Origin of the sequence: Bacillus pretiosus (genome assembly GCF_051294775.1) — a bacterium.
In the GTDB taxonomy this organism is placed as follows: Bacteria; Bacillota; Bacilli; order Bacillales; family Bacillaceae_G; genus Bacillus_A; species Bacillus_A wiedmannii.
The window spans coordinates 502,252-528,622 of record NZ_JBPPHF010000003.1; the positions used below are offsets into that span (position 1 = coordinate 502,252).

At 35.8% G+C, this 26,371-nt stretch carries 27 protein-coding genes and 1 riboswitch; of the genes, 16 read left to right on the plus strand and 11 right to left on the minus strand.

What is annotated here, in order from left to right:
• Positions 1–89 precede the first annotated feature (89 nt).
• The 4 genes from ACSG5Z_RS19115 (at position 90) to ACSG5Z_RS19130 (ending at position 4,521) form a co-directional block, all read left to right on the plus strand.
• Positions 90–2,282 (plus strand): MMPL family transporter, encoded by a 2,193-nt coding sequence (locus ACSG5Z_RS19115; protein WP_087984790.1) that lies wholly within the window; start codon positions 90–92, stop codon positions 2,280–2,282.
• 101 nt (positions 2,283–2,383) lie between these two features.
• Positions 2,384–2,800, plus strand: coding sequence for a YodN-related protein (locus ACSG5Z_RS19120; protein ID WP_060489448.1), 417 nt, complete (start codon positions 2,384–2,386; stop codon positions 2,798–2,800).
• 100 nt (positions 2,801–2,900) lie between these two features.
• The gene (locus ACSG5Z_RS19125; RefSeq protein WP_137012001.1) at positions 2,901–3,824 is read left to right on the plus strand and encodes an RluA family pseudouridine synthase; all 924 of its coding nucleotides are present in this window, start codon (positions 2,901–2,903) and stop codon (positions 3,822–3,824) included.
• A gap of 91 nt (positions 3,825–3,915) precedes the next feature.
• A complete protein-coding gene (locus tag ACSG5Z_RS19130) occupies positions 3,916–4,521 on the plus strand; it encodes a DUF1648 domain-containing protein (RefSeq protein WP_060489453.1) in 606 nt (201 codons plus the stop codon).
• 39 nt (positions 4,522–4,560) lie between these two features.
• Here ACSG5Z_RS19130 and ACSG5Z_RS19135 read toward each other — a convergent pair whose 3' ends face one another.
• The 4 genes from ACSG5Z_RS19135 to ACSG5Z_RS19150 all read right to left on the minus strand — a co-directional run bounded on the left by ACSG5Z_RS19135 (position 4,561) and on the right by ACSG5Z_RS19150 (position 9,824).
• Positions 4,561–5,388, minus strand: a complete 828-nt coding sequence (locus ACSG5Z_RS19135) for a CAP domain-containing protein (RefSeq protein ID WP_000747605.1) — start codon at positions 5,386–5,388, stop codon at positions 4,561–4,563.
• A gap of 465 nt (positions 5,389–5,853) precedes the next feature.
• Positions 5,854–7,182, minus strand: coding sequence for a (Fe-S)-binding protein (locus tag ACSG5Z_RS19140; protein ID WP_097890405.1), 1,329 nt, complete (start codon positions 7,180–7,182; stop codon positions 5,854–5,856).
• Positions 7,179–8,591, minus strand: coding sequence for a glycolate oxidase subunit GlcD (gene glcD, locus ACSG5Z_RS19145; RefSeq protein WP_046957068.1), 1,413 nt, complete (start codon positions 8,589–8,591; stop codon positions 7,179–7,181). The genes ACSG5Z_RS19140 and glcD overlap by 4 nt, the downstream gene beginning before the upstream one ends.
• Positions 8,592–8,708: 117 nt before the next feature.
• Positions 8,709–9,824 carry a PucR family transcriptional regulator gene (locus tag ACSG5Z_RS19150; RefSeq protein WP_435711975.1) on the minus strand — a complete coding sequence of 372 codons (1,116 nt, stop codon included), beginning with the start codon at positions 9,822–9,824 and terminating at the stop codon, positions 8,709–8,711.
• Between the two features lie 136 nt (positions 9,825–9,960).
• Here ACSG5Z_RS19150 and ACSG5Z_RS19155 point away from each other — a divergent pair, with 136 nt between their 5' ends.
• The 9 genes from ACSG5Z_RS19155 (at position 9,961) to ACSG5Z_RS19195 (ending at position 18,117) form a co-directional block, all read left to right on the plus strand.
• Positions 9,961–10,935 carry a YncE family protein gene (locus tag ACSG5Z_RS19155; protein WP_001234162.1) on the plus strand — a complete coding sequence of 325 codons (975 nt, stop codon included), beginning with the start codon at positions 9,961–9,963 and terminating at the stop codon, positions 10,933–10,935.
• Positions 10,928–11,599 carry a response regulator transcription factor gene (locus tag ACSG5Z_RS19160; RefSeq protein ID WP_000049878.1) on the plus strand — a complete coding sequence of 224 codons (672 nt, stop codon included), beginning with the start codon at positions 10,928–10,930 and terminating at the stop codon, positions 11,597–11,599. Before ACSG5Z_RS19155 ends, ACSG5Z_RS19160 begins: the two co-directional genes overlap by 8 nt.
• 3 nt (positions 11,600–11,602) lie before the next feature.
• Positions 11,603–13,003, plus strand: coding sequence for a sensor histidine kinase (locus tag ACSG5Z_RS19165; RefSeq protein WP_000494801.1), 1,401 nt, complete (start codon positions 11,603–11,605; stop codon positions 13,001–13,003).
• A 227-nt stretch (positions 13,004–13,230) separates the two neighbouring features.
• Positions 13,231–13,920 (plus strand): FadR/GntR family transcriptional regulator, encoded by a 690-nt coding sequence (locus tag ACSG5Z_RS19170; protein WP_255256195.1) that lies wholly within the window; start codon positions 13,231–13,233, stop codon positions 13,918–13,920.
• A 168-nt stretch (positions 13,921–14,088) separates the two neighbouring features.
• On the plus strand, positions 14,089–14,808 hold the full coding sequence (lutA, locus tag ACSG5Z_RS19175) for a lactate utilization iron-sulfur protein LutA (protein WP_000869144.1): 720 nt from the start codon (positions 14,089–14,091) through the stop codon (positions 14,806–14,808).
• A gap of 16 nt (positions 14,809–14,824) precedes the next feature.
• On the plus strand, positions 14,825–16,246 hold the full coding sequence (locus ACSG5Z_RS19180) for a LutB/LldF family L-lactate oxidation iron-sulfur protein (RefSeq protein WP_000061936.1): 1,422 nt from the start codon (positions 14,825–14,827) through the stop codon (positions 16,244–16,246).
• Positions 16,246–16,956: a LutC/YkgG family protein gene (locus ACSG5Z_RS19185; protein ID WP_000147203.1), complete on the plus strand. Its 711-nt coding sequence runs from the start codon at positions 16,246–16,248 to the stop codon at positions 16,954–16,956. The genes ACSG5Z_RS19180 and ACSG5Z_RS19185 overlap by 1 nt, the downstream gene beginning before the upstream one ends.
• Positions 16,957–17,068: 112 nt before the next feature.
• Complete coding sequence (locus ACSG5Z_RS19190; RefSeq protein WP_435711976.1) at positions 17,069–17,791, plus strand: prepilin peptidase; 723 nt, start codon at positions 17,069–17,071, stop codon at positions 17,789–17,791.
• A 14-nt stretch (positions 17,792–17,805) separates the two neighbouring features.
• Positions 17,806–18,117, plus strand: a complete 312-nt coding sequence (locus ACSG5Z_RS19195) for a cyclic-phosphate processing receiver domain-containing protein (protein WP_098962295.1) — start codon at positions 17,806–17,808, stop codon at positions 18,115–18,117.
• Between the two features lie 27 nt (positions 18,118–18,144).
• Here ACSG5Z_RS19195 and ACSG5Z_RS19200 read toward each other — a convergent pair whose 3' ends face one another.
• The 7 genes from ACSG5Z_RS19200 to phaQ all read right to left on the minus strand — a co-directional run bounded on the left by ACSG5Z_RS19200 (position 18,145) and on the right by phaQ (position 23,618).
• Entirely contained in the window at positions 18,145–18,996 is an 852-nt protein-coding gene (locus ACSG5Z_RS19200; RefSeq protein ID WP_048545034.1) for a formate/nitrite transporter family protein, read from the minus strand.
• A gap of 201 nt (positions 18,997–19,197) precedes the next feature.
• Positions 19,198–19,992: a TerC family protein gene (locus ACSG5Z_RS19205; protein WP_000383317.1), complete on the minus strand. Its 795-nt coding sequence runs from the start codon at positions 19,990–19,992 to the stop codon at positions 19,198–19,200.
• Between the two features lie 90 nt (positions 19,993–20,082).
• Positions 20,083–20,248, minus strand: a riboswitch (yybP-ykoY riboswitch).
• Positions 20,249–20,286: 38 nt separating this feature from the next.
• Positions 20,287–21,606, minus strand: a complete 1,320-nt coding sequence (locus tag ACSG5Z_RS19210) for a TrkH family potassium uptake protein (protein ID WP_435711977.1) — start codon at positions 21,604–21,606, stop codon at positions 20,287–20,289.
• A 114-nt stretch (positions 21,607–21,720) separates the two neighbouring features.
• Entirely contained in the window at positions 21,721–21,906 is a 186-nt protein-coding gene (locus ACSG5Z_RS19215) for an alpha/beta-type small acid-soluble spore protein (protein WP_000241212.1), read from the minus strand.
• Positions 21,907–22,053: 147 nt separating this feature from the next.
• Positions 22,054–22,497 (minus strand): MaoC family dehydratase, encoded by a 444-nt coding sequence (locus ACSG5Z_RS19220; RefSeq protein WP_001067917.1) that lies wholly within the window; start codon positions 22,495–22,497, stop codon positions 22,054–22,056.
• 101 nt (positions 22,498–22,598) lie between these two features.
• Complete coding sequence (gene phaP / locus ACSG5Z_RS19225; RefSeq protein ID WP_435711978.1) at positions 22,599–23,123, minus strand: polyhydroxyalkanoic acid inclusion protein PhaP; 525 nt, start codon at positions 23,121–23,123, stop codon at positions 22,599–22,601.
• 42 nt (positions 23,124–23,165) lie between these two features.
• A complete protein-coding gene (phaQ, locus tag ACSG5Z_RS19230) occupies positions 23,166–23,618 on the minus strand; it encodes a poly-beta-hydroxybutyrate-responsive repressor (protein ID WP_000903018.1) in 453 nt (150 codons plus the stop codon).
• Positions 23,619–23,817: 199 nt separating this feature from the next.
• On the opposite strand from phaQ, the gene phaR reads away from it, so the two are divergent.
• The 3 genes from phaR (at position 23,818) to phaC (ending at position 26,365) form a co-directional block, all read left to right on the plus strand.
• Positions 23,818–24,300, plus strand: a complete 483-nt coding sequence (gene phaR / locus ACSG5Z_RS19235) for a polyhydroxyalkanoic acid synthase subunit PhaR (protein ID WP_000566954.1) — start codon at positions 23,818–23,820, stop codon at positions 24,298–24,300.
• Positions 24,301–24,453: 153 nt separating this feature from the next.
• Positions 24,454–25,197: an acetoacetyl-CoA reductase gene (locus ACSG5Z_RS19240; protein WP_435711979.1), complete on the plus strand. Its 744-nt coding sequence runs from the start codon at positions 24,454–24,456 to the stop codon at positions 25,195–25,197.
• 82 nt (positions 25,198–25,279) lie between these two features.
• Positions 25,280–26,365 carry a class III poly(R)-hydroxyalkanoic acid synthase subunit PhaC gene (gene phaC, locus ACSG5Z_RS19245; RefSeq protein WP_000206842.1) on the plus strand — a complete coding sequence of 362 codons (1,086 nt, stop codon included), beginning with the start codon at positions 25,280–25,282 and terminating at the stop codon, positions 26,363–26,365.
• The last annotated feature ends 6 nt before the right edge of the window (positions 26,366–26,371 follow it).

Below are 26,371 nucleotides of genomic sequence, written 5' to 3' on the forward strand. Positions count from 1 at the left end.
CATTATAGTGTTTCCAGACGTTTTTTGTTTGTACGAAGATGTGATACAGTATAAATGACAATTGAATTATTTAAAGTAGGTGAAAATGTGTGAAAACAAATGTACATAAAGTAGATAAGTGGGGGAAATTAGGAGCTTTTTTGTATCAGTTTCGTTATACAGTAATTGTAGCATTACTATTGGTTGCGATCGCACTCGGTATTTTCGCTCCAAAGCTGCCGGGAGTATTAGGCGGTGATGGTTTCCAAACGGAAGGGGACTATCAAAAAACGAAAGAAATTTTAGATAAAGATTTTAAGAGGTCTCAAGACACACTTCTACTCGTTTTTGAAAAAAATAAGGGTGTTTCACATGAGGAATTTCAAAAGCAAGTAGAGGGAATTGTAAAGAATATACAAGAGAAAGAGACATATGAATCTTTCCATCACCCAGTGCAAAATAAAGAAATGTTACAAGATGATATCGGCTATGCGACAATTTTATTTTCCGGGAAAACAAATAAAGAACGAATGGAAAAGACATTGCAATTTGCTGATAAAATCGAAAAGGAAAGTAATGCCGCATTAAAAGTAACGCCTACAGGGTTTCCAAAAATTAATCAAGAGATTAATGAAAGAACGCAAAATGATTTGAAAGTAGCAGAGATGATTGGGTTACCAATTGCATTTCTCGTATTACTATTTTCATTTGGTAGTCTTTTGGCATCTATTTTACCAATTGTAAATGGGGCACTTAGTGTTATTAGTACGATGGGCATATTATACTTTATAGGTAGCGATAAGGAACTATCTATCTTTGTGTTAAATGTTGCACCGATGATTGGACTTGCACTATCTATTGATTTTGCACTATTATTTGTAAATCGCTTTCGAGAGGAAGTTGCAAAGCGAGCGGTAAAAGAAGCGATAGCAATTACATATCAAACAGCAGGGCGCGCTATCGTATTTTCAGGATTATGTGTATTTGTTGGATTATCCGGCTTGTTTTTCTTTAAAATCGATTATATTCAGTCTGTCGCAATTAGCGGAATGATTGTTGTGATTATGAGTATTTTATTCTCACTCACACTTCTTCCAGCGCTATTATCATTAATTGGGAAACGAATATTAAAAAAGAATCAAGTAGCACATACGCCGGCAAAGGCGTGGCGTAAATTTGCGCAATTTGTAATGAAACATCCAATCGCAATGATTATTGTTGTTACAACATTTATTGTTATTTGCTTATTACCGTTACGTACAGCTAATTTGCAGTTCCCTGACGTAGAAGCTCTACCTAAACAAAGTGATACAAGAATTGCATATGAGAAGTACGAAGAGGCATTTAATAAAACTGCAAAAAAACATGCTGATGTTACGTTAGTGGTAGAGACGAAAAAAGATATGAAAGAAAAAGAAAGTTTACAAAAGATAGAAGAAGTCGTTCAAAAGTTAAAAGATGATAAGAAAGTATATGAAGTTAGAAGCTTATACGACGCGTTAACTCGTATGAAAGCAGATCAAGTTGCTGGAATGTTAGAGTCGCCAGAAGCGGCGAAACTAGCTCCTATATTTGAAGCGTATACGAAAGGAAATAAGACGACGATAGAAATCTTTTTGAAAACAAAACCACGTACTGAAACTGCTAAACAGTGGGTTCGTGATTTTAAACAAAATTATAAAGAAACAGATGTTACGTATTATTTAGGCGGGATGACGACGTTCCAACAAGAGTTAGAAGATGAAATTAAAGATAAAGTTGCAATTGGTATGTCTGTTATATTTGGATCGACCTTTGTTATATTATTATTTGCATTCCGATCTATACTCATTCCAATTAAGGCGATTATTATGAATATACTTAGTTTAAGCGCAACAATTGGAATTGTTGTTTGGTTATTTGAAGGTGGGCATTTTGGTTTAGAAGAGAGTCCTGTTCTATTTGTCTTACCAATCTTTATTTTTGGTCTCGTATTTGGGCTTAGTATGGATTATGAAGTTTTTCTTATTTCACGTATTCATGAGTTATATGAAGAAACAGGAGATAATGATCAAGCAACGTTAGAAGGACTTGTGTCAACAAGTAGGATCATTACATCAGCTGCGTTAATTATGATTGTTGTAACAGGTGCGTTCGCCTTTACTGATATTTTACCAGTACGGCAAATGGGGCTTGGTGTTGCATTAGCAATATTCCTTGATGCAACAATTATTCGTCTTATGCTTGTACCAAGTTTAATGAAACTGTTTGGAGATTGGAACTGGTGGTTACCATTCCGAAAGAAAAGAGAAAAATCATCGTAAAAAATACTCATCTTATAGATGAGTATTTTTTTATGAATAGCAAGACCTACATTTTGCAAATAGTATGTGATAAGAACATTACATATAAGTAGGTGAAGGCAATGTTTCGTTATTTTAAGTTTAAGCTAAATGATACAGTACAGTTTGCAGAAAACGATGGGCATATGTATCGCATTGTCGGTTATCGGTTAGAAAAAGGATATTATCCAAAAGATGAATGGACTCATATCATTTATGAATTACTTAGAGATTTTGATGGGTATACGATGGATGCGGAAGAGGAGGAACTTGTAAAGGTCATTCAAGTAGAGGATGAGTATTACAAAATACAAGAGGTATCGGGCTATCGTTATCCAGTAAAAATGAAGCAAAAACAACAAGTGATGAAAGTAGAAAAAATTGATGACTTATTAGATACGTATAATGATTATAAAAGATTGGCGGATTTCTTTAAAGATTTATCGTATGAGCAAAAAGCGGAAGAAGTATTGCAGGAAATGAAACGGCGTAGAGCGTGAGGGGGCCAGTCTACTATAAGACTGGCCTCTATTTTTGACGGTGCATCAAATTGTGTTTTCCGTTACAATGAGAGAATCAATAGAAATAAGGTGATACAGTATGGAAACGAAGAAGAAGGGCGAATGGTGCGAAATTACTGTTCCAGCGAAATGGAATGGCATAAGTATTGATTCGTTATTAAAAATAGAATGGGAAATACCGAAAAAGTTGTTACATCAGCTTCGTATGGAAAAAGGTATTACCGTTAACGGAGAACAGAGAAGATGGAATGAGCTTTTAAAAGAAGGCGATAAGTTACAAGTGCATATGTTTATGGAAGAAGAATACGATGTAGATCCTGAATATGGTGAATTAGATGTAGTATATGAAGACGATCACGTACTCATCGTAAATAAGCCTGAGAAGATGGATACGCATCCTGCGGAAAAAGGCGGGATGGGAACACTTGCAAACCTTGTTGCTTTTCATTTTCAAATGCAAGGTTTAGAGACGAAGGTTCGTCATATTCATCGGTTAGATAAAGATACGACAGGTGGTGTCTTGTTTGCTAAGCATAGAATTGCTGGTGCAATTATGGATCGTTTATTAATGGAACGAAAAATTAAAAGAACATATGCGGCGCTTGTGGAAGGGAAAGTAAAAGGTAAGCAAGGAACAATTGACGCAGCTATTGGAAGAGATCGTCATCATGCGACGAGACGACGTGTTTCTCCAAAGGGAGATCAAGCTATCACATTTTATAAAGTAGAGAAGTATTTTAAAAACCAAAATGTTACGTTCGTAACGTTACAATTAGAGACAGGTAGAACCCATCAAATTCGTGTTCATATGAGCTATCATGGTAATCCATTAGTTGGGGATGTATTATATGGTGGGCAAACGCAATATATGTCCAGGCAAGCATTACATGCGATGAAGATAAACTTCTTACATCCAATTACGAAAGAAGAGATCGAAGTGGATGTACCATTCCCTGCAAAATTAAATGATACAATGAAAGAATTTCAAAGAATGAATGCGTAAAGTTTAAGTTTAAATTTGAGAAAAGTAGATTCTTGCAGGAATTTCTCTAAAAGAAGCGAAGCCGTTAAGAGAAAAGAGAGGTGAGAATTGCTTGGTCAAATATAAATACATACTAGGAATATTTTTCGTTTGTCTTTTAGTTACTCTATGCCTCTATCCATATTTACCAAATGAGATGGCTGTACATTGGGATGAAAATGGTGGGCCGAACGATTTTATGAGTAAACAAGTTGTTATAGCATTTATTCCTTTTTTTCTTATTTTTTTACATGGGTTGATGTATATTATTTCACATAATATATATAAGTTTAATGAAGGCGAGCATGTCATTATAAGTGGATTTCTAAAGACGATTACTTTATTTATGTTGTTTATCCATATGCTCATTCTCTTTATTAATTTTGGAAGTATGATATCCTTTCAAACAGGACTAACAATTGGGATTAGTATGTTTCTTTTTATGCTTAGTAAGTTGTTTAAACAAGTTCAGAGTACGGAAAAAGACCCAATCAAATTACAAAAGATCCGTTTAGTGAGTAGGCGGATTTTTCAAATGATGGCATGTAGTATATTATTTTCATTATTTTTGAACTTGAAGTGGGGGTTTTATGTATTACTTAGTGTAATAAGTAGTGGTTCTATTTTGTTCATGTTTTACATTTTATACTCATACATAATAGAAAGTTATGAAACATAAAAAGAGTCTTCTCATTATGAGAAGACTTTTTTAATCTATTTACTTCGTAATAAATTGTTGTGTCCAGTAGTTGCCGCTTTCTACATAGCCAACACCGATGTGAGTGAAGCCGTTATTTAAGATGTTTGCACGGTGTCCAGCACTGTTCATCCAAGCTTGTACTACCTCTTCAGGTGTACGTTGGCCTTGAGCGATGTTTTCACCTGCAGATGTATAAGAAATACCAAATTTCTTCATCATGTCAAACGGAGACCCGTATGTAGGGCTGTTATGATCAAAGTAGTTATTCTTCTGCATATCTTCAGATTTAACACGTGCTACTTTGCTTAATTCAGTATCGATTTTTAGTGCTGGTAAGCCTTGTTTTGCACGTTCAGCGTTTGTTAATTCAACAACACGTTGTTCGAATTCGCTTAAAGATTTTGCTTCTTCAGCAGGCTTTTGCTCAGCAGGTTTTTGTTCAGCTGGTTTTTGAGTATTGTTGTTTTCAGCAGGTTTTTGAGCTTCTGGTTTTTGAACTTCTTCAGCAGGCTTTTGTTCAACTGGTTTTTGCTCAGCAGGCTTTTGAGTTTCTGGCTTAGCTGTTGGTTGCTCAGTTACAACATTTTCAGTTGGTTGTTGACCAGGAATAATGCAATTTGGTTGGAAGTTTCCTTGTTGCCATTGTGCTAATGATTCCACGCCCATAGATTGTAAGAATGCTTGTAATTCTTGTTGGCTCATTTGCTTCATCATCACTTTTGAATGCTGAATATTTTGAACCTTTACGTTAGATGGTTGTACTGTTGCAGCTTGTGCATCTAGAGAAGATACTCCTAAAGTAAGAGCCGTCGCAGCAGCTACAGATAATAAAACACGCTTTTTCATGATGTGTGTCCCCCTATATAAAGTTTTAATTTGTTTTCACACGATTTGTTTTTGACAGCCTGTCTGACTGACAAATTCATCGTAGCATAGATTTTGTGAGAAAAAAGATGGAAAAAAATTCATAGACTTAAAATTTACCTAATTTATCCTAAGAGGGGAAAAGAGGAAAAATAAGAGAAACATAGAGTATAAAAGGAATTTTCAGCATTTTTATACTTGGTTTTAAGAGGGGTATTTTGGATGAATTTACCTAAACGGAAAATGAAGAATCCTATTGTATCAATGGTTTGAGAGTTTTTTTTAGGAATATACTGGATTGATTTTTACAAAACTGTAATGTATCTGTTGTTCTTTTTTATAATAAAGTAACATATTTTTAATATTGTAGCGGACAAAAAAGCGGCTATCTCTTTACATAGACGAAGGAGATAGCCGTTTTCCTATTATTACGTATGTTACGAGTTATTACGAGTTGGTTTCAATTGCTTCTAATAATAAATCTACAATGTGAATTCCTCTCATTTTATGAGAAAGTCCTTCTCGTTCAATGCCTAATTTCATTTGTAGTAGACAACCTGGATTTGCAGTAACAATAGTTGCTGCTTCTGTTTCATGTACACGGTCCATTTTATAATCTAGAAATTCCATGGATAGTTCTGAATGAACAATATTGTAAATACCAGCAGAACCACAGCAGCGATCCGCATCTTTCATTTCACGATATGTTGCGCCTTGAATTGCTTCTAGTAACATACGAGGTTCTGAAGATGTTCGCATAACATTGCGTAAATGACAAGAGTCTTGATACGTAATAATTTGCGATGGAAGTCGTAAGTCATTTCGTTTATGGAAATCTAGTTCTACTAGAATAGCAGTAATATCTTTAATTTTAGAAACAAACTGCTTTGCGCGTTCAGCCCACTGTGGATCATCTTTTAAAAGATAATCGTAGTCTACGAGGTAAGCGCCGCAACCACCTGCATTCGTAATAATATAGTCGATATTTAAATCTTCGAATGCTTTTATATTTCGTTTCGCTAATTCTTTCGCTCCGCTCTTTTCACCAGCATGCCCATGTAATGCACCGCAGCAACTTTGTGTTTTCGGAATAACGATATCACAACCAGCTAACTGAAGAAGTTTCATCGTTGCGTTATTTGTTTCTAAAAACATCGTATCCATTAAACAGCCTGTGAAGAATGCAACTTGTTTCTTTTTTGTACTTTCAGCAGGTAAAAATGCAGGACGATCTTTCATTGCTTTCATTTTAGGGACTTTTGGTAAAACGAGATCCATTGTTGCAAGTGTTTCAGGGAATAACTTCATAATACCCATTTTATGTGTTAGTGTTTGTAAACCAGAACGTTGGTAAAATCCGATTAACCCTGTTAATGTTCTCATTCGATTTTGATGCGGGAAGAGCCCTTCAAAAACGACTTTACGAACGGCTCTCACTGGCACCGAGAACTTTTTGTTTTGATTTATAATATCACGAGCTTCTTCTAATAAATGTCCGTAATTTACACCTGATGGACAAACAGGTTCACAAGCACGGCAGCCAAGGCAAACATTCAATGTATTTTCAACATCTTCATCTGGTTCAATTAAACCGTCAACGACCGCTTTCATTAATGCAATACGTCCTCGTGGTGAATGTGATTCTTTATATCCAGATTGAATGTAAGTAGGACAAGTAGGTAAACAGAAACCGCATCGCATACAGTTTAGTAGTTCATCTTCACTTAATCTTTCTTTAAATTCTTTTTGAATGTTTTCTTTATTTAATGTTGTCATCGCTCAACCACCACTCTTTTGCGAGTGTCTTTCGCGAACATCTTGCCAGGGTTCATAATGTTATTTGGATCGAAGGCTTGTTTAATTCCTTGCATGGCAGCAATACCTTCTTTACCTAATTTCATTTCTAAATAAGGAGCTTTCATCGCACCAACACCATGTTCACCAGTAATTGTGCCACCAAGTTCAATTGCTTTCGCAAATATTTCAGCAAAAGCTTGTTCAGCTCGGTGCATTTCTTCTTCATTACGAGCATCTGTCATACAAGTTGGGTGTAGGTTGCCATCGCCAGCATGCCCAAATGTACAAATAGGAATATTATATTTTTTTGCAATGGCATTAATAGCTTCAACCATCGGAGCTATTTGTGAGCGTGGTACCGTTGCATCTTCTAATATTGTAGTAGGTTTTAATCTTGCAAGTGCTGATAGTGCACTACGGCGAGCTGTCCGAAGCGCATCTGCTTCCGCTTCATCTTTTGCAATGCGAACATCGACTGCATTCATAGAGCGGCAAACGTTAGCCATTTTTTCAATATCTCGATTGACAACTTCAGGTGGACCGTCTTGTTCAATTAATAAAATTGCTTTTACATCAGTTGGTAAACCGATTTGTGCAAACTCTTCTACTACTTCAATTGTCGGCTGGTCTAAAAACTCAAGTGTCGCTGGAATGATTTTATTTGCAATAATAGAAGAAACAGCACGTGCAGCTTCATTAATATCTTCATATAGTGCAAGCATCGTTTTCTTCGTTTCAGGCATAGGAACAAGTTTTAATATTGCTTCTGTTACGACGCCAAGTGTTCCTTCAGAACCGATAAATAAACGAGTTAAATCGTAACCGGCTACATCTTTTGCTAATTTACCGCCAGTACGAATAATATCGCCATTTGGTAAGACAAGTTCAAGACCCATCACATAATCACGTGTTACGCCATATTTTAATCCGCGTAATCCACCTGAGTTTTCATTAATGTTACCGCCGATTGTAGAAATTTTCATCGAGCTTGGATCTGGTGGATAAAATAAACCTTTTTCTTCTACCGCTTTAATAATATCAAGTGTAATTACACCAGCTTGTACAGTAATTGTTAAATTCTCTTCATCAATTTCTAAAATGTTATTCATATGGCGGAAGATAAGGACGATACCGCCTTCAAGTGGACATGTCCCCGCGCAAAGGTTTGTTCCAGAACCACGAACATATACAGGAATTTTGTGAGTGTTACATATTTTTAACACTTCAGCTACTTCATTTGTATTACGAGGCGCAATGACTGCATCAGGCATTGCTTGGAAGTTTGGAGTGGCATCATAACTATACGTTAAACGCCCCATATTGGATGTATCTACATTATCTTCGCCAACAATGGATACGAATGAATGAATAATTTGCTTTTCTAACATTGGAAATCCCCCTCAAACTGTTAACGTATTTAGTCATCATAAAAAACGTTGTAACAGTGCTTTCATTATAATGATAAAAAAGTTGGGGGATTCTTTCTATGTATAATCATCTAAAGATTAATCTTTTTTATCATTCTTTTTTGTATGATTATCTAATAAGAGGAGCGAGAAGTATAAAATGTTTAAGTCTTTGAATTGTTTCGGATCAAGTCCTGTATGCTCCTCAATCTTTTTAAGTCTGTAATGCAATGTGTTAATGTGTATATGTAATTGTTCAGCTGTTTGTTTATAGGATTGGTTATAATCAATAAATAAGCGTAAAGTGTGCATAAGCTCAGGAGATGATAGTAAGTTTTCGATAGTACGCCTTAGAAACTGTTCCCGCGTTTCAGCAGAAATATCTTGTAAGCACATTTCTAAACGTAAATCTTCATTAAATACAATTTTTTTCGTTTCAAGTGATACGGAAAGAGCTTGTAATGCTTGTTCGTACGATAAGTTCATATTGCTTGGTGTAACGGATTGTCCAATCCCAATATATAAAGGAATAGAAAACAAAGTTTCACAGTCTTGTTTTAATCTTTTTAAAAATTGATACGTTTGCTCTTTGGAGTTTGTGGCTGTAAATAAAATGAATCGATCATTTCCCCAACGAACAAATAGATGCTCCTTTGTTAATAGATTGCGTACGTGTTGCCAAATCTTACGCTGAAGCATCGTGTCATTTTGATCGATAGAGAACAAAATAAGTTGTTTCTTCTTATATAAATCAATACCAAGTGTTTTTGCGCGATCGAGAAAGTTTGGAGACCAGTCGGTATTTTGAAGCCAATCAAAGACAAATGCTTCATAAGAACGGTGTTCAAGTTCCAGTTGTTCTAAAAAGTAGTTTTCATGAATGAGTAGTTCGGTCATTTTACGTAATATTTCTCCGTATTGCGAAATGTTTTCAGGTGCTCCTGTAATTCCAATGACACCAATTACTTCGTCATGAAATAGTAAGGGGAGGTTCATACCCGCCTTTACGCCTTGCAAACGTCGTTCATCTTCTTTTGTAATAATGACAGTTTTCTTTTGTTTCGCGCATCGGAGTGCACCTTCATGAAATTGGCCGATTCTTTCTACATCTGTACTTGCGATAATAACGCCTTGTATATTAATGATAATGATATTTTCTTTAATTAATCTGCGTACTTCTAGTACAATTTTATTCGCTAAATCAGGAAAAAGCATAATTTGCACACCTCAAATTCTATTTGTTGTACATTATATATGTAATTGAAGTAAGAAAGGAAAATTTCACACTTTCCACACATTTATTTGTTATTTTACAATTATAACGAAATCATCCGAAGATGGAGGGAATCTTTTGAGAAAGTATGTTTTTCTTCTCTGTTTTTTATTTCTATTAGTAGGGTGTCAAGGAAGTTCATATACACCAATTGCTAAAGATAAAAGTGTTATTATAACAACGAATATAAAAGAAGGTAGTATTAGTTTTGTTGATGAAAAAACTAAAAAGTTAATTACGACATGGGAACTTAATGAACCAATGGCAGGAGTTGCACTACTTCCAAACGGTGAGGACATACTTGTATATGGCAAGCAGTTAGAGTACATGTATGTATATTCACTAGCAGAAGGAAGGCAAGTGGACAAATATAAAACGGGAAAAGGCATTGTAAATGTGATTGTATCCGAGGATAAAAAACAATTATTTGCTGCCGATCAAACTGCCCAAAAGGTAAGGTTCTTTACGATAAAAGGGAAAGAGACAGGGAGTGTATCAACAGGAAAAGGACCAATTACGATGGTAGAGCACGATAACCAGTTATCTGTATTAAACTTTTATGATACGAAGCTAACGACCATTGATACAAAGAAAAAAGAAGTGATACAATCCTTTATGATTCCCCCAGCATCAACGGGAGCGACAATTAGCCCAGATGGGAAAGAAATATGGATTGGTGGACATGGTGATGGAAATCAAGTCAATGAAAAAGTATTAGTGTATTCATTGCAGAGCGGAGAAATGGTACGTTCTTTACACGCTCCGTTTATGCCTGTGAATATAACGAAGGATAATAAGAATGTATATGCATTAAGTCACGGTTCGAATACGCTTAGAAAGTTTGATGTTAGCACGTATAAAGAGGTGGCTTCTGTAGAAGTAGGATCGAATCCATTTGCATTTTTGAAGAGCGGAGCAGAAGGATACGTAGCAAGCTATGATAGTGATGAAGTGTGTGTCATGGATATGAAGAGCTTGAAAATAAAACAAACAATTAAAGTCGGAAAAGGGCCGTTTCAACTCATAGAGAGGGAAGGGAAGGACAATGAGTAAATATAGGGTGCTAGTTGTAGATGATGAAAGTGATATGAGGCAGCTTGTTGGAATGTACTTAGATAATTTCGGATATGAGTGGGGAGAAGCTGAAAATGGAAAAGAGGCTCTAAAAAAATTAGAGACTGATCATTATGATTTCGTTGTATTAGATATTATGATGCCAGAGATGGATGGACTTTCAGTTTGTAAAGAAATTAGAAAAACGTCGGATGTACCAATTATATTTTTAACAGCAAAAGGTGAAGAGTGGAATAGGGTGAACGGCTTGCGTATGGGAGCAGATGATTATATTGTAAAGCCTTTTAGTCCTGGAGAACTAATTGCTCGTATGGAAGCTGTGCTAAGACGTTATACAAAGCAAGAGCAACAAGAAGAGATTCAGTTTGGACCGATACTTATTAATGAAAAAAGTAGGAAGATTGAGGCTGATGGTGAGCCGATTTCTCTTACAGTAAAAGAGTTTGATTTACTCTATTTTCTTTGCCAACATACGGGACAAGTATTTAGCCGGGAACAATTGCTGGAAAAGGTATGGGGATATGATTATGCCGGAAGTACAAGAACAGTGGATACGCACGTGAAAACGATGCGTTTGAAGCTTGGAGAAAGTGGAAACTACATTCAAACGGTTTGGGGTGTAGGTTATAAATTTGAGGTGTAACGTATGTTTACGATGGTACAGAAGCTTTGGCTTACAGTAGTATGTGCAGTATGTGTAACAGTTTCCTTTCTTTATTTTGTATCTTTATACTCGTATGAAAAACTATACGTTGATAATTTAAAAGATTCATTAGTAATGGAAGGGAAACGTCTTGCTGCGCAATATGATAAGCGTGAAGGAATAGCAACTTTTGAAGAGAAAGTAAGAGCATTTGATCAAATATCTAGTTCAGATGTTCTTTTCGTATCTAATCCGCGTGATTTAAGCGCGTGTTTACCTTTTGATGTGCATCATCATTCTCTTATAAGTGAAGGGGACAGGCAAGCATTATTAGATGGAAAAACTGTGACAAAGATAGGGTATGAGGAACATTTTGACCGAAATATTATGGGGGTTGTCATCCCTGTTTTAGAAAATAAAAAGTTAGTTGGCATTGTATATTCTTATATTCCTTTAAAAAGTATAAAAGACTTAATATATGATATGGGCCTTATTTTAGCACCATTAGCACTTGCTATGACTTTACTGACAATATGGATTGGTAGAAAGATTATTATTGCTATTACGAGACCGCTTTCGCAAATGGAACGAGTTGCCAATCATTTGGCTACGGGAGATTTCTCAGAACGGATTACAATTTCTTCCGAAGATGAAATTGGACGATTAGGAAAAGCATTTAATAAAATGGCAAATTCTTTAGAGACAGAAGACGTAAAGCGTAAGGAATTTTTAGCTAACGTTTCGCATGAACTAAGAACACCGCTTAGTTATATAAAAGGATATAGTGAAGCTATTTTAGATGGTGTAGCGAAGGGACCACAGCAGGAAAAAGTAACACAGCTCATTCATAAAGAAGCGGGTCGTATGCAGCGTCTCGTTCATGATTTATTAGATTTAGCACAATTAGAAGGTGAACATTTTCCGTTAAAGAAACAACCTATCGTTTTTTCACAACTGATTGAAGATGTGTTAGATACGTATGAGATTAAGTTTATAGAAAAGAAAATTCGTATTTCAACAAATTTAAATCCAGAAATCATTGTAATGATTGATGAGGATCGTATGCAACAAGTGCTTCATAACGTGTTAGATAATGCGATACGGTATACAAATCAAAATGGGGATATTGTGATAACACTCAGGCAGATAGATGATTACTGTGAATTAAACATAAAAGATACAGGAATCGGTATTGAAACAGAGCATTTAGAAAATCTTGGTGAACGTTTTTACCGCGTTGATAAAGCGAGAAGTCGTCAACATGGTGGAACAGGTTTAGGCCTTGCCATTGTCAGACAAATTGTTCATATACATGATGGACAGTGGCGAATTGAAAGTGAAAAAGGGCATGGAACGACGGTTAGTATTAAATTGAAAATACAAGTTGAAGAAAGCATGTTCTAACGTGAAGGACATGCTTTTCTTCATGAGTACAATGAATAGAGGAATAAATATAAATTAATATCAAATAAATATTAAAAATTTGACGATTTTATGAACAAAACATTTGTACTTCTTACCAATTCGTTCTAAAATAGTTATGATGCAAAGTTCTTATAAATCGTTTCAATTGTTGTTTGGAAGATACTGAGGTGATTTAACTGGAGTACAAATCTATTAAACCGAAAAAGATTTACGAAGAAGTATCTGAAGCTATTTTAACAATGATTAAAAATGGTACGTTAAAACCTGGTGACAAACTACTTCCTGTACATCAATTAGCTGAGCAGTTTCAAGTGGGTAGATCTGCTGTTCGTGAAGCGCTAAGTGCGCTAAGAGCAATGGGCTTAATTGAGATGAAACAAGGAGAAGGTACATATGTGAAGAATTTCGATTCTTCTTCATTAACAAAATCATTAAACAATAAATTATTAATGAAGAAAGAAGATATTTTAAACTTATTAGAAGTACGAAAGGTGCTTGAAGTGGGGGCAGTTCGAGCAGCTGCGGCAAAACGTACGGAAGATAATTTGCAAAATATGAAGCATTGGTTAGATGAAATGGTAAAGAGCATTGGAGATGAAAAGGCTGGCGAAAAAGCAGATTTTCAGTTCCATATGGGAATTGCGGAGTCTTCGCATAACAACATTTTGCTTGAACTCATGAATCACGTTTCAGAGATGATTGCTGAAACGATTGGTGAATCAAGACGCATTATTTTATATGGTGAACAAACAACATCAGAACGACTTATAGAAGAGCATCAAGTTATATATGATGCAGTGTTAAAGCAAGATGTAGAATTAGCGCAGCAAGCAATGCTAGATCATTTAACAAATGTAGAACATATTGTCACAGGTAAAAACGATATAAATTCGTAATTTAATCTTTTAAAAATCAAATTTTTTGATAAAATAGAGAAAGATTAAGTAAGCGTTTTCTTTAGAAGAGGGAGAGGATAGGCCATGGTTGAGCCTACTTCTTCTTTTCTTAGTCATCTGATGACCATATGTTTGTTGGTGGAGTTGTAAAAAGGGGGAGTAATAATTATGAAAGTTACTTTATTTGTTACTTGTTTAGTCGATATGTTTGAAACAAACGTCGGCAAAGCAACAGTTGAAGTGTTGGAGCGTTTAGGTTGTGAAATTGAATTTCCAGAAGCACAAGTTTGTTGTGGTCAGCCTGCTTATAATAGCGGCCATGTAGAAGCAGCAAAAGAAGCGATGAAACATATGATTGAAACTTTCGAAGATGCAGAATATATCGTTACACCATCTGGTTCTTGTGCGACAATGTTTCATGAGTATCCGCATGTTTTTAAAGATGATCCGAAGTGGGCTAAACGTGCACAAAAGGTTGCTGATAAAACATATGAATTTACACAATTTATTGTAGATGTTTTAAAAGTGACAGATGTTGGTGCAAGCTTACCAGGGATAGCTACTATTCATAAATCTTGTCATATGACACGCCTGCTTGGAGTAAAAGAGGCACCAGGAATTTTATTATCAAACGTAAAAGGATTAACTGTGAGAGAACTGCCAAACGAACAAAATTGTTGTGGGTTTGGGGGAACGTTTTCAGTGAAGATGACTCCAATTTCCGAGCAAATGGTAGATGAGAAGGTAGATAGTGCAATGGAAACAGGTGCTGATTATTTAATCGGTGCAGATTGTGGGTGTTTGTTAAACATTGGCGGACGTATTGAGCGTTTAGGAAAAGAAATAAAAGTAATGCATATTGCTGAGGTACTAAATAGTCGCTCATGAAGGGGGAACATAAGCTATGTCTATGAAAATCAGTGAGAAAAAATTTAATGATCGCGTTGGCGATGGAATTCAAGATTCTTTTATGCGCGGAGCAGTATCTTCTGCGCAAACGCGCTTATATACGAATCGCTTAAAAGCAGCGGAAGAATTAGGGAATTGGGAAGAGTGGCGTGAACTAGGTGAACAAATTCGCCAACATACGTTAGAAAATCTTGATTATTACTTAATGCAGTTAAGTGAAAATGTATCAAAAAGAGGCGGACATGTGTACTTTGCGAAAACGAAAGAGGAAGCAGCAAAGTATATTCAAGACGTTGCAAAAAAGAAACAAGCGAAGAAAGTTGTAAAATCAAAATCAATGGTAACTGAAGAAATTAGTATGAATCATGCCCTTGAAGAGATTGGTTGTGAAGTGTTAGAAAGTGACTTAGGAGAGTATATCTTGCAAGTAGATAACGATCCACCTTCACATATTATTGCGCCCGCACTTCATAAAAACAGAACGCAAATTCGTGATGTATTTAAAGAAAAGCTTGGCTATGAAAATTCTGATGATCCATATGAAATGACAAAGTTTGTTCGTAAACAACTTCGTGAGAAATTTATGGATGCAGAAATTGGTGTGACAGGTTGTAACTTTGCAGTTGCAAATACTGGCTCTCTTTGTTTAGTAACGAACGAAGGTAATGCCGATCTTGTTATGTCGATTCCGAAAACTCAAATTGCAGTAATGGGTATGGAACGTATGGTTCCGACAATGGAAGAATTAGATGTTTTAGTTGGTTTACTATGTCGTAGTGCAGTAGGGCAAAAATTAACAAGTTATGTAACTGTAGCGGGACCAATCCAAGAAGAGGAAGTAGATGGACCAGAAGAATTCCACTTAGTTGTTGTTGATAATGGCCGCTCTCAAATTCTTGGGTCTGAATTCCGCTCAGTATTGCAATGTATTCGTTGTGCTGCTTGTGTTAACGTATGTCCTGTATATCGTCACGTTGGTGGACATTCGTATGGTTCTATATACTCAGGACCAATCGGTGCGGTATTAACACCACTTTTAGGTGGATACGATGATTACAAAGAGCTTCCATATGCCTCTAGTTTATGCGGAGCGTGTACAGAAGCTTGTCCAGTAAAAATACCATTGCATGATTTATTATTAAAACATCGTCAAGTAATTGTTGAGCAAGAAGGACGTGCACCACTTGCAGAAAAATTAGCAATGAAAATGTTTAGTATGGGTGCATCTTCAGCAGCTTTATATAAAATGGGATCAAAAATGGCGCCAGCAGCAATGAGTCCATTTACATCGGGCAACCGTGTATCAAAAGGTGTTGGGCCACTTAAAAACTGGACAGATATTCGTGAATTCCCGGCTCCAAGTAAAGAACGATTCCGTGATTGGTATAAAGATCATAAGAAAGGCGGGGACAAATAATGACAGGATTAATTCAAAACCGTGAGTCCTTTCTAGATAATATTGCAAAAGAACTTGGACGTGAGCGGAAAACGGAAGGCGTAAAGCGTCCAGCATGGAAAAGTAATGTGAATGTAGAAACGCTAAAAGATTATTCAAAAGAAGAATTGTTAGAAGTATTTAAAAATCAATGTACAAACATTCATACAACTGTAGTGGAAACGACAAACGACCGTTTACGTGAAGATATTCAAAAAGTAATCGTGGAAAACGGCGGGGGACCTATTATGTTATCGGCAGACGAACGTTTTGATTCTTATGGATTGACTTCTTTATTTAAAGAAGAGCTTCCAAAGCAAAATGTTGAAGTGAATGTATGGGATCCTGAGAAAAAAGAAGAGAATATGCGTATCGCAGAAAGAGCGAATATTGGAATCGCATTTAGTGATTATACTTTAGCTGAATCTGGTACGATTGTTGTACAAAGTCATAAAGGCCAAGGTCGTTCTTTACACTTTTTACCGACTGTATACTTTGCTATTATTCCACGTGAAACACTTGTGCCTCGTATTACACAAGCAGTTCAGGATATGAACACACGTGTAGAAAATGGCGAGGCAGTAGCATCTTGTATTAACTTTATTACAGGACCTAGTAACTCGGCAGATATTGAAATGAATCTTGTTGTCGGAGTACACGGACCATTAAAAGCAGTATATTTCATCGTATAAAAGAGGGGAAAGCAGGCCAGAAAATGGCCTGCTTTTTTAATAGAATAGAAGTAATATGAAGTAGAATTTCTCTCCTTTTTTTGCTATGTTCTTCTGGAAAGGAGAGGAAGGGATGTTCACTTATTTATATGCATTGTTAGTGGGGATGGTGTTTGGTTCTTTTTTTATGTTAATTGCGATGAGAGTACCACTTGGTGAGTCTATCATTACCCCGCGTTCACATTGTCATTATTGTAAGTATGTGCTAAAGCCAAAAGAATTGATTCCAATCATTTCTTTTTGTATACAAAGAGGACGTTGTACGAATTGTAAGAGGAAAATTTCAATTTTGTACGTAGTATTTGAACTTGTAACAGGAATGATATTTCTTCTTACTGTATATATGATTGGGGTGGAACGGGAGCTTATCATCATTTTATCGCTTTTTTCTCTACTTCTTATTATTTCAGTTACAGATTACATATATATGTTAATCCCCAATCGTATTTTAGCTTGGTTTGCCTGTTTACTCATTTTAGAATGTGTTTTTGTGCCGTTAGTGACTTGGACAGATAGTATAGTTGGTAGTGGCGTTATATTCATTTTGTTATATTGTATGCAAAAGATATATCCAGAAGGGCTTGGTGGAGGAGATATAAAATTACTTTCGTTACTTGGATTTATAGTGGGACTGAAAGGGATTTTTATGATCTTATTTTTAGCATCTTGCTTTAGTCTTTGTTTCTTTGGAGTTGGTATAGTATTAAAACGTATGAAAATGAGGAGCCAAATTCCGTTCGGTCCTTTTATTAGCATTGGGGCAATATGTTACATGTTGTTCACGTATACAAAATAGAGAGAGGATAGAACATGAATGTATATATGGATGATCAAAGAAGTTGTCCGTACGGGTATGTGCCCGCCACTACAGTAGAATGTGCCTTGCAAATGGTTCGGGATTATGATGTGAATATTCTTTCCCTTGATTTTAATATGGGATGGGGGAAAAGAAATGGATTAGATTTTGTAGAGGCTTTTTGTAAAGAGGGTTTATATGTAAATGAAATTCACCTTCATACGAATGATTTCATCGGTATGCACAAGATGAAACAGAGAATTAATAAGGGAAAGGAAGAAGGCGAAATTAATCCGCACCTTGTTGTTAAATATGTGGGGAGCTAAAAACTCCAAAGTTTTACTTTGGAGTTTTTAATGTTTCATATGTGCTTGTAACGGAATGATTTCTTCTTGTTGAGCCGCTACTAATTCAGTTTCTTCTTGTTTCACGTCAGGTACTTTCTTTGTTAAGTAATGGTATACCATGCCGACAAAGACGGACCCGCCAATAATGTTACCGATTGTAACTGGAATTAAGTTATGAATAGCACCTGCAAAAGAAATTGTCTCCGGATGCGGTGAAACTAAAGATAGAGCAAACAGTGATAAGTTTGCAATGCTATGCTCGTAACCAGATAAGAAGAATGTGAAAACGAGTAGCATCATCATCATAATTTTTGCTGTATCACCTTTAACTTGAGAAGGTAAGAAACACGCAAGACATACAAGCCAGTTACATAAAATTGCTTTAAAGAATAATTGCATTGTAGGTGTATTCATTTTTCCTTCTACTACTTTATTCATGAAATGGCCGTGATCAATTGCTTCGAAAATTCCAGTTGCATAAAATAGTAAGGCAAAGAATAAAGCTCCAGCTAAATTCCCTGCATAACAAGCGACCCAGTTACGAAGTGTATCAGAAATCGTTGTTTCTTTTCTTAAAGTTGCTACAGTAAAGTACATTGTGTTTCCAGTAAACAATTCAGCACCGCCATATATAATAAGTACGAGGGCAATTCCGAAAAACATAGAAGCAGCTAAATAAGTTGCCGGTGAATCTGCAATGTGAAAAAAGTTACCTAATTTAAAACATAGTACAATAATAAAACCGATATAAATACCCGCAAGTGCGGCACGAATGAAATATTGCATCGGGTTTGTATCTAGCATTTGTTTTTTGCTCTTAGCCAGTTTGACAACATAATCTATTCCTTGCTCTAGCATGAGTAATACGCTCCTTTAGTACATCATCTATAAATACTCCTTATATGAATAAAGTACATGGAATTGTTCTTAGTTTCAATAAGTTTGTGCAATGTTTCACAAAAAGGACATACATATATTTGGAAAACGCTTACAAACGGTAGTATAATAGAATTTTTTCTGGACATTGAGAGGGGAAGGGAAAAAGAAAAAGCGCTGTAATTACAGCGCTTTTTCGTCTAAATTCTTTTCTACTTTTACTTCTACTTCTTTCGAGAAGAACCAACCGCCAACTGCGATTCCGACTAATACAATCCAGAATGTAAGCTTCCATAGTGTAGATTCTGGGAATGAATGCGGAATTACATTTAATGCAGGGTGTGCTAATGTATAAACTGCTAGTTTCACACCAACCCAACCTACAATTAAGAATGCTGCAGTTTCAAGTCCTGGTTTACGTTTTAAGATTTGTACGAAAGCAGTTGCTGCAAATCTCATGATGATTAACCCGATAAGTCCACCTACAAAGATAACAACGAATTGCCCAGTATCAAGACTACCAATTGTACCTAATCCTGTTTTTGGTAAAGTCATTGCTAATGCAACTGCAGCTAAAATTGAATCAACTGCGAAGGCGATATCAGCAACCTCAACTTTAAATACAGTCCACCAAAAGTTCTCTTGTTTTTTCTTTGCTTCTTTTTCTTCTGTTTCTTCATCCGTATTCTTTTTAACATACGTTTTAAATAAGTGATTACCAGCGATAAACATAAGGTAAATGGCACCGATTGCTTGCACTTGCCATACGTCGACTAAGAACGAGATCATAAATAACGATCCGAATCGGAAAACAAATGCCCCCGCTAATCCGTAAAATAATGCTTTCTTTCGTTTTTCTTCTGGTAAATGTTTTACCATAATTGCAAGAACGAGAGCGTTATCAGCCGCTAAAATCCCCTCTAGTGCAATTAGGATGAGTAATACCCAACCATACTCCAATAATAATGATACATCCATGTACATTCTCCTCTCATTTCTATAAGTACTAAATAAGTGAAGAATTTCCCCACTATTTAGTTTCCCCATACTCCTGCCTATTAACTTTGGAAGAATTTGGAAATTAATACAAAAAAGACCTCTGCCGTTAATAGGCAAAGGTCTTGCTAGACATATGTAATGAAAATGCCAACAAAGCCGGAAGAACTAAGTTCTACGTAATGACGACTTTGTTTCCAAGAAATATTCTTGGACGCTACTCCCCTTTGGAGATATGCTATTGTACTCTCATTATATGGATAATGTATACGGTTGTCAACCTGTTAAAATATCTTCATTCGGATATTTTATTTTTCGGTTCTTTTTACGTGCAAATGAAAAAGCCAATGTTAAAGGTCCCATTTTCCCAAAAAACATCATAAAGATGATAATAGCTTTTCCGATCATAGTTAAGTGTGGTGTGAAATTCATACTGAGACCGACAGTCCCAAATGCTGAAAATACTTCGAAAGCACTCATTAATAGAGGAACTCGTTCAGTAATACTTAAAATTAAAATAGCAAAAAAGATAAATGAAATGGAAATAATAGTGATGGTTAATGCTTTGACAATGAGAGTATCTTTAATAGATTTTTTAAACACGACAATATCATCTTGTTCTTGTAAAAATTTAAATACCCCAAAAAACATGATTAAAAATGTTGTTAACTTAATTCCGCCACCGGTTGAAGCACTACCAGCGCCAATAAACATAAGGAGCATCATTAATAGTAGGGAAGGCTTTGATAATGCAGAAATATCAACTGTATTAAACCCGGCAGTACGAGTTGAAACCGCCTGGAAATAAGCGGCCATTCCTTCTTCAAATGGGGTAAATCCTCTCATAGAAAGGGAATTGTGGAACTCGAATATAAAAATAAAAACAGTCGCAATAATATTGACGATTAGAGTAGAAGAGAGCATAAGTTTTGAGTGTAATGTAAGGTTTTTAAAATTTTTCTTTCTTTTTATATCTACGATTACTGTAAAGCCGATCCCACCTAAAATAATGAGGGAGGAAATAACGAAATTGACAAGAATGCTATGAGAATGGGACATTAAATTATCGCTCCACACAGAAAAACCAGCATTGTTAAAAGCAGAGATCGAATGAAAAAAGCTATAATAGATCCCTTTAGCAATCCCGTATTTTGGTACCCATTCAAAAGAAAGAATCAAAGTAGCGATACATTCGACTGTAAAAGAGAATAAAAATAATGCTTTGGCAAGACGAATGACACCACCAATGTTCGTTTGGTTTAACGCTTGTTGTAGTAAAATTCGGTTTTGAAGACCAATTTTTCTGCCGAGCATAATCGCAATTAAAACGGCAAAGCTCATAATGCCAAGTCCCCCTACTTGTATAAGCGTTAAAATGACACAATGTCCAAACAAAGTAAATACTTTTCCGGTGTCTACAACACCAAGCCCAGTAACAGTACAAGCAGAAACTGTTGTAAATAAAGCGTCGATCCATGAAATAGAAGTTGTTGTAGCAATTGGTAGTTTTAATAAGCATGTACCGATAACTGATAACATAATAAAAGACAAAGTAAGAACACGGGGAGGACTCATGCTAATATTAATCCGTTTCATGTCACATATCGTTCCTTTCAGTTTGCTCTTACTAGTATGTGAAAAAGCACGATTATGTATGTTAAAAATAGAAAGAGGCAGAGAATATCTGCCTCTAAGCCATAGGTTATTGTATTATCCACGTAATTGTTGTTGAGCTAAAGCGACTAGTCGTTTCGTTACTTCACCGCCAACTGAACCGTTAGAACGAGATGCTGTATTAGAACCTAAGCTAACACCGAATTCTTGTGCGATTTCATATTTAAATTGTTCAAGCGCTTGTTCTGCACCTGGAACTAGTAATTTGTTTGTTTTTACCATGTTGATACACATCCTTATGAGTAGTCCAGTTCAGCTAAATACTTATCTAAACTGGTAACGTTATTTTATGTGGAAACGACGTACTCATACGCGGAAGTAATCGGTGTGATTAGAAGTTATTGGATAGAAAAAAGAGTAGCAAATTTGCTACTCTTTTTTCAGTATTGTCGCTGTACCTTCCACGACAATATCACCGGATTGATTATATATGTTTGTTTGCAACGTAATGATTTTTTTATCGTCTCGTTTTTTAATGACTTCTGCCACAACGCGAAGTGTATCACCGATTTTGACAGGAGCACGGAATGAAACGTTTTGAGATAAATAAATCGTGTTTTTGCCAGGGAGTTTCGTTCCAAGAATCGTCGAAATGAAACTGGAAACGAGCATGCCATGAGCAATACGTTCTTTAAACATTGTCGTTTTTGCAAAAGAATCTAAAATATGAATAGGATTCACATCTCCAGTTAATTTTGCAAAATTAATAACGTCCTCATCCGTAATAGTTTTTGTAAGGGATGCTTGATCACCGACTTGAATCTCATCATAACGAAGCTCCGGAACAGTTTGTGCTTCTTGAAATGGATTCATTTTGGCCTCCTTCTTTTCCATATCGAAAAATGCTAGCCATCTTGATGTAGTAGGAGGAAGAAAGAGTTTTGTTTGTGCTGCAGTTAGCTCCCACATTTTTCTTACTTGATGGAAGTAAATAAATTTTTTGAGTTTTCCTCGAACTGCTTTGCGAGTTCTAGTTGTTTGGACTTGAACTCTCCCAAAAAAACTTCTAACTGTTTTTGAACCTCTTCACGTTGTAATTGTTGTTGTTCAATAAATTGTTTTGTTGTTTCTTCAAATTGACCGCTAGTTTGAGTAAGAATAGACAAAGATGTTTTCGTAGGAGAAACAGTCAGTTGGTGCATTTGATTAGAAAGTTCATTCCATTTCCCTTGCCACTCGTTAATTTGATCATTTAAGGAGTTTCCAGTTAATTGCTTCACGTAATCTGTATATTGGTTATTGAACTGAGCAGTGAATTGTTGTAGTTCTTTTTCTAGTTCATCTACTCCTGATGTTAATTTATGCAAAGCGTCTTGTTGTTGCTTTAAAGTTTCTAAAGTAAGTTGCTCTAATTGTTTCCCAGCTGAAGAGAAGAGGGAAAGAGATTGAGACCAGTTTTTCCAAAATGCATCGACTAATTCGTATGGCTTAATTTCCATTGTTTGACCTCCAAATGTTTTTTTACATATTGTGAACGCAGATTACTCTGCTGTACCACCAGGTGAAGATGAAGAATCCTTTTCATCCTTTTCTGGAGAAGTAGAAAATGGAAAGAACGCATTGGTGTATAACGTAAAAAACGTCCGCAACATATTTTGATAATGTTCAAAAGAAGTTGCACATGTTGTTAAATATTGCTCTCCATATTCTGTTAAAGAATAAATTCGTTTCGCTGGCCCGCCTTCACTTGTATCCCAAGTGGAAGAAATGAGATTTTCTTTTTCTAACTTGCGCAATGTTCTATACACATTACCTTGGTCAACAGAAGAAAAGCCGATGTCCATTAGCATTTGAATGAGTTTGTAACCATGAAGACTCCAGTCTTTTAGACAGAGAAGTAAGAAAGGAACTAAGAAGTTTTTGGGCATGGAGTTTGGTTGTTTCGCTTGGTTTTTTTCCAAACTTTCTGGGTGTTCTGGTTCATTATGTAGCATGATTGTGCATCACCTCATGAATCAGTTAGATGGAATTTTTTTGCTTATAAGTGCAATTTACACCTATCTGTTTTTAATGTCAACACATTTATCGGAAAATAAAGAAAAATAAAATATAGACTTGAAGTTTTATTCAGAATATTAGAAAATAGTGAATAGGTTGAATTGTTTCAAAAACGAAAAAGGGAGTGTAGGCGAAGTGATTGATCAAAAATTCGATCCATTGCAAGCATGGAAAAATGCTTATGAACAAACCGAAACATTTTGGGGAAAAGCGCTCAATGAAACAATTAAAACAGAAGAATATTCTGCTTGGATGGGCAGCGTTCTAGATTTGAATTTGTTTTATCAAAAAGCATTAAATGATACGACAAAAAATTATTTAGAACAAGTTAATGTGCCGACGAGAGAGGATATCGCTAGAGTAGCTACGCTTGTTATCAATTTAGAAAATAAAGTTGATAACATTGAGGAAATTCTAGAAGAGAAAGTGGATTCATTAGGACAAGCTCCTACATTAAAACGTGATGTTACGAAAGTAAAACAAGATATTCGCACGCTAGAAACGAAAGTTGATCAAATTTTAGAGTTACTAGAAAAGCAAAATGCAGTACTAGCGAAACTACAAGTACCTGCAAAAGAAGAAGTAAAACCTGCGAATAAGCCGGAAAATAAAAAATGATAATAGCGTTTGTTTATAACGTGTAAAAGGGAAAGGGAGAATCTCTTTTTCATGTATAAACAACGAAACATAATTAATATATGGACTCTATTAATATGAGTACCAAAATGATTCATAACAATCGTTCACAAATTCATTTAAGGGGGAAAAGAAATGGTTCAATTAAATGGCAAAGTAGCAATCGTAACAGGTGGGGCAAAAGGAATTGGAAAAGCAATTACAGTAGCATTAGCACAAGAGGGAGCAAAAGTAGTTATTAACTATAACAGCAGTAAAGAAGCAGCTGAAAACTTAGTAAATGAATTAGAAAAAGAAGGACATGACGTTTATGCAGTTCAAGCGGATGTTTCGAAAGTAGAAGATGCAAACCGACTTGTAGAAGAAGCTGTGAATCATTTTGGTAAAGTTGATATTCTTGTTAATAATGCTGGTATTACAAGAGATCGTACATTCAAAAAATTAAATCGTGAAGATTGGGAGCGCGTAATTGACGTGAACTTGAGCAGTGTATTTAATACAACAAGCGCGGTACTTCCATACATATCGGAAGCAGAAGAAGGAAGAATCATTAGTATTTCTTCTATTATTGGCCAAGCTGGTGGATTTGGACAAACAAACTACTCTGCAGCAAAAGCAGGTATGTTAGGATTTACAAAATCATTAGCATTAGAGCTTGCAAAAACAAATATAACTGTAAACGCAATTTGCCCAGGATTTATTGATACTGAAATGGTAGCAGAAGTACCAGAAGAAGTACGTCAAAAAATCGTTGCGAAAATCCCGAAAAAACGTTTTGGTCAAGCTGATGAAATTGCAAAAGGTGTAGTATACCTATGCCGTGACGGTGCATATATCACAGGTCAGCAATTAAACATTAACGGTGGATTATACATGTAATGAATCGAGAAAAAAGTGCATATCCATAGCAGGAATGCACTTCTTTTTTTAGAAATAAATCGACCGAAAAGGAGATAGAAAAATGACTACATTCGTAACGGAATGGGAAAAGCAATTGGAGTTGTACCCAGAAGAATATCGTAAAGCATATCGCCGTGTGAAAAGAGCGAGCGAAGTTTTATTGCGCGAACCAGAACCACAAGTTGGTTTAACACCAAAAGAAGTTATTTGGACGAAGAATAAAACGAAGCTGTATCGTTACATTCCAAAACAAGAAAAAACACAGAGAGTTCCAATCCTATTAATATACGCGCTTATTAATAAACCGTATATTATGGATTTAACTCCAGGAAATAGTTTAGTGGAATATTTAGTAGATCGTGGTTTTGATGTGTATATGCTTGATTGGGGCACATTTGGTTTAGAAGATAGTCATTTGAAATTTGATGATTTCGTGTTTGATTATATTGCAAAAGCAGTGAAGAAAGTAATGAGAACTGCGAAATCGGACGAGATTTCTTTACTTGGTTATTGCATGGGTGGAACGCTAACTTCTATTTATGCAGCACTTCATCCGCACATGCCAATTCGCAACTTAATCTTTATGACAAGTCCTTTTGATTTCTCTGAAACAGGATTATACGGTCCTTTATTAGATGAGAAATACTTCAATTTAGATAAAGCGGTTGATACATTCGGAAATATTCCGCCAGAAATGATTGATTTCGGAAATAAGATGTTAAAACCAATTACAAACTTTGTAGGTCCGTATGTCGCTTTACTTGATCGTTCAGAAAATGAGCGCTTCGTCGAAAGCTGGAAATTAGTTCAAAAGTGGGTTGGTGACGGTATTCCATTCCCGGGTGAATCGTATAGACAATGGATTCGTGATTTTTATCAAAATAATAAATTAGTGAAAGGTGAACTCGTTATTCGTGGACAAAAGGTAGACCTTGCAAATATTAAGGCGAATGTCTTAAATATTTCTGCGAAACGTGATCATATCGCCCTGCCATGCCAAGTAGAAGCTTTGCTAGACCATATTTCTAGCACAGATAAACAATATGTATGTTTACCAACGGGACATATGTCGATCGTTTACGGTGGAACAGCGGTAAAACAAACATATCCGACGGTTGGAAATTGGCTGGAGGAGCGTTCTAATTAAAAATAA